This is a genomic window from Streptomyces sp. NPDC015131 (genome assembly GCF_043079975.1).
Taxonomy (GTDB): domain Bacteria; phylum Actinomycetota; class Actinomycetes; order Streptomycetales; family Streptomycetaceae; genus Streptomyces.
In genome coordinates this window covers 252,133-265,732 of sequence record NZ_JBIBVB010000002.1, presented here as the reverse complement: position 1 = coordinate 265,732, position 13,600 = coordinate 252,133, and the positions used below count along the sequence as shown (strand labels likewise).

Sequence of the window (13,600 nt, the reverse complement as noted above, 5' to 3'; positions counted from 1 at the left end):
GCACAGGCCCGCCTGGCACGATGGCAGGGTGACCGCACCGCTGACTCCGCCCCACCGGCCGTCCCCGCACGACTCGGCCTGGCCGCCGCCGTACCCCGCCGTCCCGGAGGGCCCGGCCGACGCGCCGGACACGGCGACGGAGGTGCGCCAGGGGCTGGTGGTGGTCCTCGGAGTGACGCTCGCCGGGATCGTGCTGGGCCTGCTGTGGCTGTGGCTGGCGCCCCGGATCCCGCTGATCTCGGACGGCAAGGCGGTGTTCCTCAAGGACACCGAGGGCGAGGGCGCGGTCGGCGCCGACGGGACGTTCGCGCTGCTGGCGCTGGGCCTCGGGGCGCTGAGCGCCGCGGTGGTCTTCTGGTTCCACCGGCTCGGCGGCATCGCGATCGTGGTGGGCCTCGCCCTGGGCGGGCTGCTCGCCTCGCTCCTCGGTTGGGGCGTGGGTACGCTGCTGGGCCCGGCGCACGACGTGGCGGCGCACGCCCGGGAGGTCGGCGCGGGCGTCACGTTCGACGCGCCGCTGGAGCTGAAGGCGCACGGCGCGGTGCTGGCGTGGCCGGTGGCCGCGATGCTCGTCCACCTGGCGCTCACGGCCCTTTTCGGCCCCCGCGACCCCGAACCCGACTGGGACGCCCCGCTCCCGGGGCTGCCCCCGGTGGCGTCCGCGCCGCCCGCCTCGCCCGGTGCCCCGGCGCCCGGCGAGCCCGGCACCCGGGAGGACGACGGCCGCCGCACCTGAGCGGCGGCGGTCCTTCGTACAGCCCCCGCCGTACGCGCCCGGCGGCGGTCCTTCGTACAGCCGCAGCGTCAGCCGCGCCCGATCGGTGCCAGTACCGCGCCGGTGAGGGCCGCCAGGTCCGCCGGGGCCAGCTCGACCTCCAGGCCCCGCCGGCCGGCCGAGACGCAGATCGTGGGGTGCTCCGAGGCCGAGGAGTCCAGCACCGTGGGCAGCCGCTTGCGCTGCCCCAGCGGGGAGATGCCGCCCCGGACGTACCCGGTGGTGCGCTCCGCCAGCGCCGGGTCGGCCATGGTGGCGCGCTTGCCGCCCACCGCCGCCGCGAGGGCCTTCAGGTCGAGCTGGCCGGCGACCGGCACGACCGCCACCGTCAGCGCCCCGTCGATCTCGGCCACCAGGGTCTTGAACACCCGGCCGGGGGAGACGCCGAGAGCCTCGGCGGCCTCCTCCCCGTACGAGGGGGAGGCCGGGTCGTGCTCGTAGGCGTGCACGGTGAAGGGGGTGCCCGCCGCGGTGAGCGCCACCGTCGCGGGCGTGCCGCCCGCCTGCTTCTTCGGCTTCTTCGCCACGTCGTTCGCCGTCCTCGGGTCGGGTCAGTTGGGGCTGGTGGGCGCGCGGGTCAGGTCCACCGCCGGCAGCGACGGCAGGTGGCGCAGCACGGCCGTCTCGGCGCGCAGCAGGTGCAGTTCCTCCCGCAGCCGGGTCGCCGTGTCGGGCGCCTGGAGGAGCCGCTGCTTGGCCGGCGTGTCGAGCACCGCGGCGGCGGCCACCAGGTACGAGACGACCGACGGCTCGTCCGGCAGCTCCTGACTGGCCGTCACGGTCCGCTCGCGGGCGCCCGCCAGCCGCTTCTGGTAGGCGCGGAAGGCCCGCAGGACGCCCTCGGCGAGCGCGCCCGCGCCCTCGCCCTGCTCCTCCTCCAGCTCCTCCAGCTCGGCCGTGAGGTACGGGCCGCTCGCGTCGACCGACAGCAGCTTCACCCGCGTCGTACCGGTCGCGAGCACCTCGAAGCCGCCGTCCTCGCGCTCCCGGATCGTCGCCGCGTCGGCGATGCAGCCGACGCGGTGGAACGCCTGGATGGGGTCGGGGCCGAAGCCCGCGGCGGGCCCCTTCTCCGGCAGTGCCGTCTGGTCGGGCATCCCCGGCGCGGTGGGCGCGACCTCGCGCCCGTCGCGGATCGCCACGACGGCGAAGCGGCGCGGTTCCTCCTCGTCGGTCTTCGACAACTCGCGCATCATGGCGCGATAACGCTCCTCGAAGACGTTCAGGGGCAGCACGAGCCCCGGGAACAGCACCGCGTTCAGCGGGAAGAGTGGCAGGCGAGCGGTGGTCACAGCGGTCAAGCGTAATGGCCGCCCGAACGGCCGCGCCCGGCCCGTCCGCCCGGCGGGACGGAGGAGGCCGCCGCGAGGCGCACGCCGGCGCGCGCGTCGAGGAACCGGCCCAGCGGATCGTCGCTCACCGACGACCACGGGAAGGACGTCGCGTACGGGCCGATCAGCCGGAACTGGTCCAGCGCCGCGCCCCAGCGCTCCCGCCCGATCAGCACGAACGCCAGGACGTTGCGCACCTCGGCCGGCCACGGGTCGCCCACCGCGTACCGCGCGGACAGCTCGGCGGCCAGGTCCGCCGCCGCGTCGATCCGGCTCACCGGTACGGAGCCGGCGTCGCCCGCCCGCATCCGGTCGAAGGCCGCCCGCACGGGCAGCGCGCGGATCAGCGAGCCCGGCAGCGCGTCGGCGGCGGCCTCCTCGGCGAAGGCGAAGCACTCCCCGTACGAGCCCGACGGGCCGTACGGGCCGTGCGCGGCCGGTGCGCCGTGCGCCGCCCCCGGGCGGCCCGCGCCCGGACGTGCGCCGCGCCGCTGGGCGGCCAGGTACTTCAGTGCGGCGACATGGCAGCCGTAGTGGTGCGCGGCGCGGCGCACCGCCTGCTCCCACAGCGTCTCGAAGGCGGCGTGCGAGGCCCCCGTGCCGCGCGCGTGGTGCAGGGCCAGGCGCCAGGGCACCGGGTCGCGGGGCGAGGCCGCGGCGGCCGCGTCGATCAGCGGGCCGACCTCCCGCAGCCGCTCGGCCCGCGCCGGGCACTCCCAGGCCCGGCGGACCGCCAGCTCCGCCTTGACCAGCAGGGCGTCCGGGTCGCGGGGCGCGGCCAGGAGCCAGCGGGTCAGCCACTCGTCGCGGCCCCGGGCGAAGGCCGCCAGCCGGGTCACGTACCGGTCGCGGCTCTCCCACTCGGCGGCCCCGCGGGTGGCCGCCAGCAGCCCGGCGGCCGGTTCGTGATCCCCGAGCGCGGCGGCGACCAGGGCGGGCGCGAGCCGGTCGTCGGGCGCGTCGAGCAGCACCGCGCGGTCCGGCGGCAGCCCGTCCGCCGGCAGCCCGCCGATGGGCGGAGCGTGCCGGTCCCCACGGGCGGTGCCACGGGCGGTGCCACGGGCGGTGCTGAGCAGGGCACGGAGTGAAGTCATGGTGCGGACCATTGAAAGCCGCAGGTGGGGGCCGCGCCAGAGACCCCGCTGTGAAGCTTTGGTGGCGGCGGAATGGTTGCACGGACGAATGCCAAGAGAGCGTAAAGAAAGCGTTCTGGCGGTGTGTCAGCTGCGCCGCAGGAGGCGTGAGGCACCCGCCGCGACCGTGGTGGCGAGGATCCAGCCGAGCAGGATCAGGACGGTGGACGCCCACTGCCACAGCCCCTGGAGCCGCCAGTAGCCGTCCTGGCCGAGATTGATCACCGGCAGCAGCAGGTCCAGCGCGTACAGCGCCGCGTTCCAGTCCGGGTGCTCACCCGGTTTGATCGCCGGCGGGTCGGCCCGGGAGAAGGCCAGCGTGCCCGCCGCCCACAGCACCGCCATCCACAGCGCGGCACGCCCCGGCCGGTACCCGTACGCCACCGTCCAGTCCTGGAGGTAGCCCCAGGTCTTCGCCGCCAGCGGCAGCGTCTCGCGCCGCCTGCGCTGCTTGGCCAGCAGCACCTCGCGGGCGTCCGCGTCCTCGCCGCAGTTGCGCAGGACCGTCGCCAGCCGCTCGTACGGCTCCGGCGCGAACTCGGGCGTCGCCGCCGCCACCCACTCCAGGCGGCGGGCGAGCGGGAAGTGCCCGTACGGCACCAGGTTCTCGTAGACGAACCCGCCCATCGCCAGCCCGCCGGGCCCCGGCCAGCTGGTCGACAGGTCGATCAGCGTCACCACCTTCGCCCCGTTCAGCACGACCCGGCCGCCCTCCGGGCGCTCCCCGTTGAACCGCAGCTCCGGGGTGACGATCCGGCGCAGCGACAGCTCCTCGCGCCGCTCCGCCGACAGCAGGAAGCGCGCGTGGTGGAAGTCCACCGCGTCCCCGAACCGGCCGTCGTCCAGCCGCACCCCGCCCCGGCACTCGAACGGCTGCACGCGCGTGCCCCGCATCGGGGTGTTGAAGTTCGCCAGTCCGCCGGGCGGGGTCGCGCCCGCCGCGTTCCCCGTGGTGTCGCTGACCCAGGCGTACGTCATGTAGAGCGTCCGCTCCACGGTGAGCTGCGGCGCGTTCAGCGCGCGGCGGCCCTCCGCGCCGCGCAGCCGGCTGCCGCGCAGGCTCAGCGAGACGCCCACCTTCGCCCCGCGCAGCGACAGCTCCCCGTGCGTCTCGATCAGCTCCGCCTGGAGGTCCTGCGCCACCGACATGCCGTCCGCGACGATCGCCCGGCCCCGCCGGTCGGAGCCCACATGGATCTGGCTGATCAGCAGGTCCGTGCCGATCTGCGCGTCGGTCAGCCGCACCCCCCGGTCCACCCGGCAGCGTGGCAGGTGCAGATCGCCCTCGGTGTGCAGCCGCGCCGCCTCCAGCCGCGGTATCGCGCACTTGACCATGCGCAGCGTGGTGAACCGCGACTCGGGCAGCAGCACCTCGTTCTCGAAGCGGCAGCCGTGCAGCTCCACGTACGGCCCCACCGTGCCGCCCGCGAGGTCCAGCGTCCCGCTGATGTGCACCCCGCGCAGCTTCAGCGCCGAGACCCGCCCGGCCAGCGCCGGCGGCCCGTCCAGCAGCAGCAGCGCCACCTTGTCCGCCCGGACGCTCCGCTCGGGCGGCCAGACGCGCGGCGCGAACGGATCGTCCAGCATCCCGTTCCCCGTGCTCAGGTCGTACGTCGCGCCGATCCGGAACGCCTGCCACATCCCCACCTCGGAGGGGGTGAGGTCGTCGGGCACGTCGTCGTCGTGCGGCTCGGTCACTGCCGCCCCCTCCGCTCCCCGGTCGCTCCCGGTTTTCGTACGGTTGTTCTTCCCGCTGTGTGACGGACCGAACGCTAACGGTCAGCTGTGACGACAAGACGCCACTGCGGCGTGTATCAGCCAGTGATACGGGCGCTCGGCCGTGCGGCGGGGTCTGCGAGAATTGACCTGTGATCTCACGAATCGATCTGCGCGGCGACGCCCTCCCGAAGGGTGGCGCGCTGCGCGACCTGCTGCCCCGTGCCGAGTTCGACGTGGAAGCCGCCCTGGAGAAGGTGCGGCCCATCTGCGAGGCCGTGCACCATCGGGGCGACGCGGCGCTGATCGACTACGCGGAGAAGTTCGACGGGGTGGCCCTGGACCAGGTGCGCGTTCCGGCCGCCGCGCTCACGCGCGCGCTGGAGGAGCTCGACCCGGCCGTCCGCGCCGCCCTGGAGGAGTCCGTCCGGCGGGCCAGGATCGTCCACCGCGAGCAGCGCCGGGCGCAGCACACCACCCAGGTGGTCCCCGGCGGCACGGTCACCGAGAAGTGGGTCCCGGTCGGCCGCGTCGGCCTGTACGCGCCCGGCGGGCGCTCGGTCTACCCCTCGTCCGTGGTCATGAACGCCGTCCCGGCCCAGGAGGCGGGCGTCGGGTCCATCGCGCTGGCGTCCCCGCCGCAGAAGGAGCACGGCGGCCTCCCGCACCCCACCATCCTCGCCGCCTGCGCCCTCCTCGGCGTCGACGAGGTGTACGCGGCGGGCGGCGCCCAGGCCGTCGCCATGTTCGCGTACGGCACCGAGTCCTGCGCCCCCGCCGACATGGTCACCGGCCCCGGCAACATCTGGGTCGCCGCCGCCAAGCGGTACTTCACCGGCCGCATCGGCATCGACACCGAGGCCGGCCCGACCGAGATCGCCGTCCTCGCCGACGACACCGCCGACCCGGCGCACATCGCCGCCGACCTGATCAGCCAGGCCGAGCACGACCCGCTCGCCGCCGCCGTGCTGGTCACCGACTCCACCGACCTCGCCGACGCCGTCGAGAAGGAGCTGGAGCCCCAGGTCGCCGCCACCCGGCACGTCGAGGACCGGATCGTCCCCGCCCTGCGCGGCAGGCAGTCCGCCATCGTGCTGGTCGACGGCCTGGAGGAGGGCCTGCGCGTGGTCGACGCGTACGGCGCCGAGCACCTGGAGATCCAGACCGCCGACGCCGCCGCCGTGGCGCAGCGGGTCCGCAACGCCGGCGCGATCTTCGTCGGCCCCTGGGCCCCCGTCTCGCTCGGCGACTACTGCGCCGGCTCCAACCACGTCCTGCCCACCGGCGGCTGCGCCTGCCACTCCTCGGGGCTGTCCGTCCAGTCCTTCCTGCGCGGCATCCACATCGTGGACTACACGCGCGACGCGCTCGCCGAGGTGGCCCACCACGTGGTGACCCTCGCCGAGGCGGAGGACCTCCCGGCCCACGGCGCCGCGATCAAGGCCAGGTTCGGCTGGAAGGTGCCCGGTCAGTGAACGTGAACATCGACGACCTGCCCATCCGCGACGAGCTGCGCGGCAAGTCGCCCTACGGCGCGCCGCAGCTCGACGTCCCCGTACGGCTGAACACCAACGAGAACCCGTACCCCCTGCCCGAACCGCTGGTGGAGCGGATCGCCGAGCGGGTCCGCGAGGCCGCCCGGTCGCTCAACCGCTACCCCGACCGGGACGCCGTCGAGCTGCGCACCGCCCTCGCCGCGTACCTCACCCGCACCACCGGGCACGAGATCGGCCCCGAGGGCGTCTGGGCCGCCAACGGCTCCAACGAGGTCATCCAGCAGCTGCTGCAGACCTTCGCGGGCCCCGGCCGCCTCGCGATCGGCTTCGAGCCCTCGTACTCGATGCACGGCCTGATCTCGCGCGGCACCGGCACCGGCTGGATCTCCGGCCCGCGCCGGGACGACTTCGGCCTCGACGTCGCCGCGGCCTCCGCCGCGATCGCCGAGCACCGCCCCGACGTCGTCTTCATCACCTCGCCCAACAACCCCACGGGCACCGCCGTCGACGCGGACACCGTCCTCGCCCTGTACGAGGCCGCCCAGGCCGCCAAACCGTCCCTGGTCGTCGTCGACGAGGCGTACGTGGAATTCAGCCACCGCCCGTCACTGTTGTCGCTGATCGAGGGCCGCCCCCACCTGGTGATCTCCCGGACCATGTCCAAGGCGTTCGGCGCCGCCGGACTGCGCCTGGGGTACCTGGCGGCGCACCCGGCCGTGGTCGACGCCGTCCAGCTCGTACGCCTGCCGTACCACCTGTCGGCCGTCACCCAGGCCACCGCGCTCGCGGCCCTGGAGCACACCGATACGCTGCTGGGGTACGTCGAACAGCTCAAGACCGAGCGGGACAGACTGGTCGCCGAGCTGCGCGCCATCGGCTACGAGGTGACCGAGTCCGACGCCAACTTCGTCCAGTTCGGGCGCTTCGAGGACGCGCACGCCGCCTGGCGGGGCATCCTCGACCGGGGCGTCCTGGTCCGGGACAACGGCGTACCGGGCCGGCTGCGGGTCACCGCCGGCACACCCGAAGAGAACGACGCGTTCCTGGATGCGGTTCGCGCACTGAAGAAGGAGCAGAGCTCATGAGCCGCGTAGGACGGGTCGAGCGCACCACCAAGGAGACGTCCGTCGTCGTCGAGATAGACCTCGACGGCACCGGGAAGGTCGACGTGTCGACCGGCGTCGGCTTCTACGACCACATGCTCGACCAGCTCGGCCGCCACGGACTGTTCGACCTCACGGTCAAGACCGACGGCGACCTCCACATCGACTCGCACCACACCATCGAGGACACCGCCCTCGCGCTCGGCGCCGCCTTCAAGCAGGCCCTCGGCGACAAGGTGGGCATCTACCGCTTCGGCAACTGCACGGTGCCCCTGGACGAGTCCCTCGCCCAGGTCACCGTCGACCTGTCGGGCCGCCCCTACCTGGTGCACACCGAGCCCGAGAACATGGCGCCGATGATCGGCGCCTACGACACCACGATGACCCGCCACATCCTGGAGTCGTTCGTCGCCCAGGCCCAGATCGCCCTGCACGTCCACGTGCCGTACGGCCGCAACGCCCACCACATCGTGGAGTGCCAGTTCAAGGCCCTGGCCCGCGCCCTGCGGTACGCCTCGGAACACGACCCGCGCGCGGCCGGGATCCTGCCCTCGACGAAGGGTGCGCTGTGACGGGTTTGTCGACCATTCTGATCGTGGTCGGGCTGTTCCTGGCGGGGGGCGTGTACTCCTTCAGCAAGCAGAAGATGCCCAAGGGCCTCATCGTCCTGCTGACCATCGCCTCGGTGATGTGCCTGCTGGCCGGCGTGCTGCGCCTTCAGGGGATCTGGGAGTGAGCGGTATGAGCACTGCGAAGCGCAAGGTCGTGGTCTTCGACTACGGCTTCGGCAACGTCCGTTCCGCCGAGCGGGCCCTCGCGCACGTCGGCGCCGACGTCGAGATCACCCGCGACTACGACACGGCCATGAACGCCGACGGGCTCCTCGTCCCCGGCGTCGGCGCCTTCTCCGCCTGCATGGCCGGGCTCAAGGAGGCGCGCGGCGACTGGATCGTGGAGCGCCGGCTCGCCGGCGGGCGCCCCGTCATGGGCATCTGCGTCGGTATGCAGATCCTCTTCGGGCGCGGCATCGAGCACGGTGTGGAGACCGAGGGCCTGGACGAGTGGCCCGGCACCGTCGGGCCCCTCAAGGCCCCGGTCGTCCCGCACATGGGCTGGAACACGGTGGAGGCGCCCGAGGGCAGCGAGCTGTTCGCCGGCCTCGGCGCCGACGCCCGGTTCTACTTCGTGCACTCCTACGCGGTGCACGACTGGAGCCTGGAGATCACCAACCCCGCCATGCGGGCGCCCCGGGTCACCTGGGCCACGCACGGCGAGCGGTTCGTGGCCGCCGTGGAGAACGGGGCGCTGTGGGCGACCCAGTTCCACCCCGAGAAGTCCGGCGACGCCGGCGCCCAGCTGCTGACCAACTGGCTGACCACCCTCTGACCGACCTTCCCTCTTGAGAATCCGGGACCCGCTGAGATGAGCAAGCTCGAACTCCTCCCCGCCGTCGACGTCCGGGACGGCCAGGCCGTCCGGCTCGTCCATGGCGAGTCCGGCACGGAGACCTCCTACGGCTCCCCGCTGGACGCTGCCCTCGCCTGGCAGCGCGCGGGCGCCGAGTGGCTGCATCTCGTCGACCTCGACGCGGCCTTCGGCACCGGCGACAACCGGGAGCTGATCGCCGAGGTCGCGAAGGCCATGGACATCAAGGTGGAGCTGTCCGGCGGCATCCGCGACGACGCGTCGCTCGCCGCCGCCCTCGCCACCGGCTGCACCCGCGTCAACCTGGGCACCGCCGCGCTGGAGACCCCCGAGTGGGTCGCCAAGGTCATCGCCGAGCACGGCGACAAGATCGCGGTCGGCCTGGACGTCCGCGGCACGACGCTGCGCGGCCGCGGCTGGACCCGTGACGGCGGCGACCTCTACGAGACGCTGGCCCGCCTCGACTCCGAGGGCTGCGCCCGCTACGTGGTCACCGACATCGCCAAGGACGGCACCCTCCAGGGCCCCAACCTGGAGCTGCTGCGCAATGTCTGCGCCGCCACCGACAAGCCCGTCGTCGCCTCCGGAGGGGTGTCCTCGCTGGACGACCTGCGCGCGCTGGCGGAGCTGGTCCCGCTGGGCGTCGAGGGCGCGATCGTCGGCAAGGCCCTGTACGCCAAGGCGTTCACCCTGGAGGAAGCGCTCGCGGCGGTGGCCGTATGACCGGCGCCGTACGCCGCGTCGTGACCGGCGCGCCCTGGGAGGAGCAGTTCGGCTACTCGCGCGCCGTCGAGCTGCCCAACGGCATGGTCCTGGTCTCCGGCTGCACCTCCATCGTCGACGGCCAGATCGCCGGCGGCGGCCCCTACGAGCAGGCCGTCAACGCCTTCAACGTGGCCCTCTCGGCGCTGGGGCAGCTGGGCCTCGGCGCGGCGGACGTGGTCCGCACCCGTATGTACATCACCCACGCCCGGGACGTGGAGGACGTCGGCCGCGCCCACAAGGAGCTGTTCGACGCCGTCCGCCCCGCCGCGTCGATGATCATCGTCGAGGGCTTCGTCGACCCCAGCCTGGTCGTCGAGGTCGAGGTCGAGGCGTACAGAGCACCCGCCGAGCGAGGAGCACAGCAGTCATGACCCTCGCGGTCCGAGTCATCCCCTGCCTGGACGTGGACAACGGCCGGGTCGTCAAGGGCGTCAACTTCCAGAACCTCCGCGACGCGGGCGACCCCGTCGAGATGGCCAGGCTGTACGACGCCGAGGGCGCCGACGAGCTGACCTTCCTCGACATCACCGCCTCCTCCGGCGACCGGGAGACCACCTACGACGTGGTGCGCCGCACCGCCGAGCAGGTCTTCATCCCGCTGACCGTGGGCGGCGGGGTGCGCAGCGCCGACGACGTGGACAAGCTGCTGCGCGCCGGGGCGGACAAGGTCGGCGTCAACACCGCGGCCATCGCCCGGCCGGAGCTGATCCGGGAGATCGCGGAGCGCTTCGGCCGCCAGGTGCTGGTGCTGTCGGTCGACGCCCGCCGCACCGCCACCGGGTCGTTCGAGGTCACCACGCACGGCGGCCGCCGGGGCACCGGCCTCGACGCCGTCGAGTGGGCCCACCGGGCCGCCGAGCTGGGCGCGGGCGAGATCCTGCTCAACTCGATGGACGCGGACGGCACCAAGGACGGCTACGACACCGAGATGATCGCCGCCGTGCGCAAGCACGTCACGGTACCGGTGATCGCGTCCGGCGGCGCGGGCGCCCTCGGGCACTTCCCGCCGGCGATCGACGCGGGCGCGGACGCGGTCCTGGCCGCCTCCGTCTTCCACTTCGGCGACCTGCGGATCTCCGAGGTGAAGGCCGCCCTCCGCGACGCCGGCCACCCGGTGCGCTGACCCGCCCTCGGGGCGCACCCCAGAAGGCGCGCACCCCGGACGCCGTACGCCCCCGGACGCCGTACGCACCCGGGCGCCGTACGCACCCGGGCGCACCGGCACCCGCCGGTGCGCCCGCGCGAGCCCGCAGGCCGCGAGCGCGCTAGATCCCCAGCTGCTTCGTGCCGTGCAGCCGCTCGACGGCGTCCTTGTCGCCCTCCACCCGCACGTCCGCCGAGTCCTGCCGGCCGAAGGCGAACATCGTCAGCTCACCCGGCTCGCCGGTCACCGTCACCACCGGAGTGCCCCGGTGCCCGACCGCGGTCTGCCCGTTCGGCCGGCGCAGGACCAGGCCCACCGGCACCTTGCGGCACAGCATGCGCGCCGCCTTCTCCAGCCGCGCCCACAGGGCGTCCGCGAAGACCGGGTCCAGCTCACGGGGCGTCCAGCCCTGCTGCGCCCGGCGGACGTCCTCGGCGTGCACGAAGAACTCGACCGTGTTCGCCCCCTCGTCCACCTGCTTGATCGCGTACGGGGACATCCGCGGCGGGCCCGTACGGATCAGCTGGATCAGCTCCTCGTACGGCTTCGACGCGAATTCCGCCTGCACCTGCTCCAGGCGCCCGCGCAGGGGGCTCAGCAGTATCCCCGCGGCGGCATCCGGACGGCGCTCGCGCACCACCAGATGGGCCGCCAGATCGCGGGTCTTCCAGCCCTCGCAGAGGGTCAGGGCGTCGGGGCCCGCCGCCTCCAAGAGGTCGGCGAGCAGGAGCCGTTCACGCTTGGCATGGGTCGACATGGGGGCCAGGGTACGGCGGGGCGTCCCGGTCCGCCCAGTGGACGCACCACCGGCACGCCCCGTGCGTCACGGCACAATGGCCCCATGACCAGCAACCTCGACCCGGCCATCGCCGCCCGTCTCAAGCGCAGCCCCGACGGGCTGGTCCCGGCCATCGCCCAGCAGTACGACACCGGCGAGGTGCTCATGCTGGGCTGGATGGACGACGAGGCCCTCCACCGCACCCTCACCACCGGCCGCTGCACCTACTGGTCCCGCAGCCGCCGGGAGTACTGGGTCAAGGGCGACACCTCCGGGCACGTCCAGCACGTCAAGTCCGTCGCCCTCGACTGCGACGCCGACACCGTCCTGGTCAAGGTCGACCAGGTGGGCGCCGCCTGCCACACCGGCGCCCGCACCTGTTTCGACGCCGACGTCCTCCCGCTGGGAAAGTAGCGCCATGGACCTCGAGACCTTCCGCAAGCTGGCGGCCGACCGCCGCGTCATCCCCGTCAGCCGCCGCCTCCTCGCGGACGGCGACACCCCGGTCGGCCTCTACCGCAAGCTCGCCGCCGAACGGCCCGGCACCTTCCTGCTGGAGTCCGCCGAGAACGGCCGCTCCTGGTCGCGGTACTCCTTCATCGGCGTACGCAGCGCCGCCACGCTCACCGCCCGCGACGGGCAGGCGCACTGGCTCGGCACCCCGCCCGTCGGCGTCCCCGTCGACGGCGACCCGCTCGCCGCGCTGCGCGCCACCGTGGAGGCCCTGCACACCCCCCGCGACATCGGCCGCACCCTCGACGGCGGTCTGCCGCCCTTCACCGGCGGCATGGTCGGCTACCTGGGCTACGACATCGTCCGCCGCCTGGAGCGCATCGGCGACCACGGCCGCGACGACCTGCACCTGCCCGAGCTGACCATGCTGCTCACCTCGGACCTCGCCGTGCTGGACCACTGGGACGGCACGGTCCTGCTGATCGCCAACGCCATCAACCACAACGACCTCGACACCGGAGTCGACGAGGCGTACGCGGACGCGACGGCCCGCCTGGACGCCATGGCGGCCGACCTCGCCCAGCCGGTGCGGACCGCGCCCGCCGCCCTGCCGCCCTCCGCGCTGCCCCCGTACAGCGCCCTGTGGGGCGGCGAGGCGTACCAGGGCGCCGTCGAGGACATCAAGGAGCGCATCCGCGCGGGCGAGGCGTTCCAGGTGGTGCCCTCGCAGCGGTTCGAGACGCCCTGCACGGCGAGCGCCCTGGACGTCTACCGGGTGCTGCGCGCCACCAATCCGTCGCCGTACATGTACCTCTTCCGCTTCGACGGCTTCGACGTCGTCGGCTCCAGCCCCGAGGCGCTGGTGAAGGTCGAGGACGGGCACGCGATGGTGCACCCCATCGCCGGCACCCGGCACCGCGGGGCCACCCCGCAGGAGGACCAGGCCCTCGCCGACGAGCTGCTCGCCGACCCCAAGGAGCGCGCCGAGCACCTGATGCTGGTCGACCTCGGCCGCAACGACCTGGGCCGGGTCTGCGAGCCCGGCTCCGTCGAGGTCGTGGACTTCATGTCGATCGAGCGGTACTCGCACGTGATGCACATCGTCTCCACGGTCACCGGCCGGGTCGCCCGCGGCCGCACCGCCTTCGACGTCCTCACCGCCTGCTTCCCCGCCGGCACCCTCTCCGGCGCGCCCAAGCCCCGGGCCATGCAGATCATCGAGGAGCTGGAACCCACCCGGCGCGGGCTGTACGGCGGCTGCGTCGGCTACCTGGACTTCGCCGGCGACTCCGACACCGCCATCGCCATCCGTACCGCCCTGCTGCGCGACGGCACGGCCTATGTCCAGGCCGGCGCCGGGGTCGTCGCCGACTCCGACCCGGTCGCCGAGGACACCGAGTGCCGCAACAAGGCGGCGGCCGTCCTGCGGGCCGTGCACACCGCCAACCGGATGAAGGGCGCATGACGGCGTAAGGGATAGT

At 73.8% G+C, this 13,600-nt stretch carries 16 protein-coding genes; 11 read left to right on the top strand and 5 right to left on the bottom strand.

Annotated elements, in window-relative coordinates:
• Positions 1-28 precede the first annotated feature (28 nt).
• Positions 29-736 (top strand): hypothetical protein, encoded by a 708-nt coding sequence (locus ACF08D_RS06590; RefSeq protein ID WP_392221448.1) that lies wholly within the window; start codon positions 29-31, stop codon positions 734-736.
• Positions 737-804: 68 nt separating this feature from the next.
• Here the strand turns inward: ACF08D_RS06590 and ybaK are convergent, their stop codons facing one another.
• The 4 genes from ybaK to ACF08D_RS06570 all read right to left on the bottom strand — a co-directional run bounded on the left by ybaK (position 805) and on the right by ACF08D_RS06570 (position 4,937).
• Complete coding sequence (ybaK, locus tag ACF08D_RS06585; RefSeq protein ID WP_392221447.1) at positions 805-1,302, bottom strand: Cys-tRNA(Pro) deacylase; 498 nt, start codon at positions 1,300-1,302, stop codon at positions 805-807.
• Between the two features lie 24 nt (positions 1,303-1,326).
• Positions 1,327-2,067, bottom strand: coding sequence for an LON peptidase substrate-binding domain-containing protein (locus ACF08D_RS06580; RefSeq protein WP_392221446.1), 741 nt, complete (start codon positions 2,065-2,067; stop codon positions 1,327-1,329).
• 5 nt (positions 2,068-2,072) lie between these two features.
• The gene (locus ACF08D_RS06575) at positions 2,073-3,212 is read right to left on the bottom strand and encodes a hypothetical protein (protein WP_392221445.1); all 1,140 of its coding nucleotides are present in this window, start codon (positions 3,210-3,212) and stop codon (positions 2,073-2,075) included.
• Between the two features lie 114 nt (positions 3,213-3,326).
• Positions 3,327-4,937, bottom strand: coding sequence for an oxidoreductase (locus tag ACF08D_RS06570; protein WP_392221444.1), 1,611 nt, complete (start codon positions 4,935-4,937; stop codon positions 3,327-3,329).
• A gap of 170 nt (positions 4,938-5,107) precedes the next feature.
• Here ACF08D_RS06570 and hisD point away from each other — a divergent pair, with 170 nt between their 5' ends.
• The 8 genes from hisD to hisF are packed head-to-tail and all read left to right on the top strand — an operon-like array spanning position 5,108 to position 10,867.
• On the top strand, positions 5,108-6,430 hold the full coding sequence (gene hisD / locus ACF08D_RS06565) for a histidinol dehydrogenase (RefSeq protein ID WP_392221443.1): 1,323 nt from the start codon (positions 5,108-5,110) through the stop codon (positions 6,428-6,430).
• Positions 6,427-7,536, top strand: a complete 1,110-nt coding sequence (locus ACF08D_RS06560) for a histidinol-phosphate transaminase (protein ID WP_392221442.1) — start codon at positions 6,427-6,429, stop codon at positions 7,534-7,536. Before hisD ends, ACF08D_RS06560 begins: the two co-directional genes overlap by 4 nt.
• Positions 7,533-8,126, top strand: a complete 594-nt coding sequence (gene hisB, locus ACF08D_RS06555) for an imidazoleglycerol-phosphate dehydratase HisB (RefSeq protein ID WP_392221441.1) — start codon at positions 7,533-7,535, stop codon at positions 8,124-8,126. The genes ACF08D_RS06560 and hisB overlap by 4 nt, the downstream gene beginning before the upstream one ends.
• Positions 8,127-8,131: 5 nt before the next feature.
• Positions 8,132-8,290, top strand: a complete 159-nt coding sequence (locus ACF08D_RS06550; RefSeq protein ID WP_392222370.1) for a hypothetical protein — start codon at positions 8,132-8,134, stop codon at positions 8,288-8,290.
• A gap of 5 nt (positions 8,291-8,295) precedes the next feature.
• A complete protein-coding gene (gene hisH, locus ACF08D_RS06545) occupies positions 8,296-8,940 on the top strand; it encodes an imidazole glycerol phosphate synthase subunit HisH (protein WP_392221440.1) in 645 nt (214 codons plus the stop codon).
• A 36-nt stretch (positions 8,941-8,976) separates the two neighbouring features.
• On the top strand, positions 8,977-9,702 hold the full coding sequence (gene priA, locus ACF08D_RS06540) for a bifunctional 1-(5-phosphoribosyl)-5-((5-phosphoribosylamino)methylideneamino)imidazole-4-carboxamide isomerase/phosphoribosylanthranilate isomerase PriA (protein ID WP_392221439.1): 726 nt from the start codon (positions 8,977-8,979) through the stop codon (positions 9,700-9,702).
• A complete protein-coding gene (locus ACF08D_RS06535) occupies positions 9,699-10,115 on the top strand; it encodes a RidA family protein (RefSeq protein WP_392221438.1) in 417 nt (138 codons plus the stop codon). Before priA ends, ACF08D_RS06535 begins: the two co-directional genes overlap by 4 nt.
• Positions 10,112-10,867: an imidazole glycerol phosphate synthase subunit HisF gene (hisF, locus tag ACF08D_RS06530; RefSeq protein WP_392221437.1), complete on the top strand. Its 756-nt coding sequence runs from the start codon at positions 10,112-10,114 to the stop codon at positions 10,865-10,867. The genes ACF08D_RS06535 and hisF overlap by 4 nt, the downstream gene beginning before the upstream one ends.
• Before the next feature lie 142 nt (positions 10,868-11,009).
• Here the strand turns inward: hisF and ACF08D_RS06525 are convergent, their stop codons facing one another.
• Positions 11,010-11,645 carry a TIGR03085 family metal-binding protein gene (locus ACF08D_RS06525; RefSeq protein ID WP_392221436.1) on the bottom strand — a complete coding sequence of 212 codons (636 nt, stop codon included), beginning with the start codon at positions 11,643-11,645 and terminating at the stop codon, positions 11,010-11,012.
• A gap of 84 nt (positions 11,646-11,729) precedes the next feature.
• Between ACF08D_RS06525 and hisI the strand changes: the two genes are divergently transcribed.
• Both hisI and ACF08D_RS06515 read left to right on the top strand, forming a co-directional pair.
• The gene (gene hisI / locus ACF08D_RS06520; RefSeq protein ID WP_392221435.1) at positions 11,730-12,080 is read left to right on the top strand and encodes a phosphoribosyl-AMP cyclohydrolase; all 351 of its coding nucleotides are present in this window, start codon (positions 11,730-11,732) and stop codon (positions 12,078-12,080) included.
• A gap of 4 nt (positions 12,081-12,084) precedes the next feature.
• Complete coding sequence (locus ACF08D_RS06515; protein ID WP_392221434.1) at positions 12,085-13,584, top strand: anthranilate synthase component I; 1,500 nt, start codon at positions 12,085-12,087, stop codon at positions 13,582-13,584.
• The last annotated feature ends 16 nt before the right edge of the window (positions 13,585-13,600 follow it).

What these genes read in the sequence shown, in the direction of transcription:
- hisH (WP_392221440.1), top strand. Translation starts at nt 8,296, where the DNA reads ATGAGCACTGCGAAGCGCAAGGTCGTGGTCTTCGACTACGGCTTCGGC.
- ACF08D_RS06525 (WP_392221436.1), bottom strand. Translation starts at nt 11,645, where the DNA reads ATGTCGACCCATGCCAAGCGTGAACGGCTCCTGCTCGCCGACCTCTTG.
- hisF (WP_392221437.1), top strand. Translation starts at nt 10,112, where the DNA reads ATGACCCTCGCGGTCCGAGTCATCCCCTGCCTGGACGTGGACAACGGC.
- ACF08D_RS06535 (WP_392221438.1), top strand. Translation starts at nt 9,699, where the DNA reads ATGACCGGCGCCGTACGCCGCGTCGTGACCGGCGCGCCCTGGGAGGAG.
- hisB (WP_392221441.1), top strand. Translation starts at nt 7,533, where the DNA reads ATGAGCCGCGTAGGACGGGTCGAGCGCACCACCAAGGAGACGTCCGTC.
- hisI (WP_392221435.1), top strand. Translation starts at nt 11,730, where the DNA reads ATGACCAGCAACCTCGACCCGGCCATCGCCGCCCGTCTCAAGCGCAGC.
- ACF08D_RS06515 (WP_392221434.1), top strand. Translation starts at nt 12,085, where the DNA reads ATGGACCTCGAGACCTTCCGCAAGCTGGCGGCCGACCGCCGCGTCATC.
- ACF08D_RS06575 (WP_392221445.1), bottom strand. Translation starts at nt 3,212, where the DNA reads ATGGTCCGCACCATGACTTCACTCCGTGCCCTGCTCAGCACCGCCCGT.
- priA (WP_392221439.1), top strand. Translation starts at nt 8,977, where the DNA reads ATGAGCAAGCTCGAACTCCTCCCCGCCGTCGACGTCCGGGACGGCCAG.